Raw genomic sequence first — 2,040 nt, 5'->3', positions numbered from 1 at the left:
ACTCCGCCTGACCCGGGCCGTTCCGGCGCGCAGCCGTTCGGTGCGCCGCTCTTGCCAGCGCCTCCGCGGCGACCTACGTTCAGACATCTGCCCCGGCTTCTACGTGCGTAGAGCCTCCGGCGTCCGTCCGAGGAGCAGCCATGGCCAACGTTGTACGCGCCGCACTCGTCCAGGCGACGTGGACCGGCGACACCGAGTCGATGATCGCGAAGCACGAGGAACACGCGAGAGCCGCCGCCGCCCGCGGCGCCTGCATCATCGGCTTCCAGGAGGTCTTCAACGCCCCCTACTTCTGCCAGGTGCAGGAGCCGGAGCACTACCGCTGGGCCGAGCCCGTGCCGGACGGACCCACCGTCGTGCGCATGCAGGCGCTCGCCCGCGAGACCGGCATGGTCGTGGTCGTCCCCGTCTTCGAGGTCGAGCAGGAGGGCTTCTACTACAACACCGCCGTCGTCATCGACGCCGACGGCACGGTGCTCGGCAAATACCGCAAGCACCACATTCCGCAGGTCAAGGGCTTCTGGGAGAAGTACTACTTCAAGCCGGGCAACGCCGGCTGGCCGGTCTTCGACACCGCCGTCGGCAAGGTCGGCGTCTACATCTGCTACGACCGGCACTTCCCCGAGGGCTGGCGCGCCCTCGGCCTCCGCGGCGCCCAGCTCGTCTACAACCCCTCGGCGACCTCCCGCGGCCTGTCGGCGTACCTGTGGCAGCTTGAGCAGCCCGCTGCGGCCGTCGCCAACGAGTACTTCATCGCCGCCATCAACCGCGTCGGCGTCGAGGAGTACGGCGACAACGACTTCTACGGCACGAGCTACTTCGTGGACCCGCGCGGGCAGTTCGTCGGCGACGTCGCGAGCGACAAGGAGGAGGAGCTCGTGGTCCGCGACCTCGACTTCGGCATGATCGAGGAGGTCCGCCAGCAGTGGGCCTTCTACCGGGACCGGCGCCCGGACGCGTACGAGGACCTGGTGCAGCCGTGAGCGCGGGGAACGGCGGCGGCGTACACCGCGATCTCCTCGCCCGGCACCGGGCCGTCCTGCCGGACTGGATGGCGCTCTACTACGCCGAGCCCATCGAGATCACCCACGGCGAGGGCCGGCACGTCTGGGACGCCGAGGGCAACCGCTACCTCGACTTCTTCGGCGGCATCCTCACCACCATGACCGCCCACGCCCTCCCGGAGGTCACCAAGGCGGTCGCCGAGCAGGCCGGCCGGATCCTGCACACCTCCACGCTCTACCTCAACCGCCCCATGGTGGAGCTGGCCGAGCGCATCGCGCAGCTGTCCGGCATCCCCGACGCGCGGGTGTTCTTCACCACCTCCGGCACCGAGGCCAACGACACGGCGCTGCTGCTGGCGAGCACGTACCGCGGCTCCAACCAGGTGCTGGCCATGCGCAACAGCTACCACGGCCGCTCCTTCACCGCGGTCGGCATCACCGGCAACCGCGCCTGGTCGCCCACCAGCCTCTCCCCGCTGCAGACGCTCTACGTCCACGGCGGCATCCGCGGCAGCGGCCCCTTCGCCCACCTCGACGACGCCGCGTTCATCGACGCCTGCGTCGCCGACCTGCGCGACATGCTTTCGCAGACCCGCGGCGTCGCCGCCCTCATCGCCGAGCCGATCCAGGGCGTCGGCGGCTTCACCTCCCCGCCCGACGGCCTGTACGCGGCGTTCCGCGAGGTGCTCGCCGAGGAGGGCATCCTGTGGATCACCGACGAGGTGCAGTCCGGCTGGGGCCGTACCGGCGACCACTTCTGGGGCTGGCAGGCGCACGCCGGCAACGGCCCGCCGGACATGCTCACGTTCGCCAAGGGCATCGGCAACGGCGCCTCCATCGGCGGCGTCGTCGCCCGCGCCGAGATCATGAACTGCCTGGACGCCAACTCCCTGTCGACCTTCGGCGGCAGCCCGGTCACCATGGCCGCCGGGCTGGCCAACCTCGGCTACGTCCTGGAGCACGACCTCCAGGGCAACGCCCGCCGCGTCGGCGGGCTGCTCATCGAGCGGCTGCGGGCCGCCACCGCGGGCCTCGC

Annotated in this window: 2 protein-coding genes; both read left to right on the top strand. The window is 70.8% G+C overall.

From position 1 onward, the window contains the following. The first annotated feature begins 140 nt into the window (after positions 1-140). Positions 141-983 (top strand): nitrilase-related carbon-nitrogen hydrolase, encoded by an 843-nt coding sequence (locus H5J30_RS29595; protein ID WP_181790407.1) that lies wholly within the window; start codon positions 141-143, stop codon positions 981-983. A gap of 68 nt (positions 984-1,051) precedes the next feature. Further along, positions 1,052-2,040 (top strand): aspartate aminotransferase family protein (locus H5J30_RS29590; protein WP_220189501.1); only part of this gene is annotated, 989 nt, incomplete at its 3' end.

The sequence above is a fragment of the Streptomyces phytophilus genome (assembly GCF_013870535.1).
GTDB lineage: Bacteria > Actinomycetota > Actinomycetes > Streptomycetales > Streptomycetaceae > Streptomyces > Streptomyces phytophilus.
This window is presented reverse-complemented; position numbering and strand designations above follow the sequence as displayed.

What these genes read in the sequence shown, in the direction of transcription:
- H5J30_RS29595 (WP_181790407.1), top strand. Translation starts at nt 141, where the DNA reads ATGGCCAACGTTGTACGCGCCGCACTCGTCCAGGCGACGTGGACCGGC.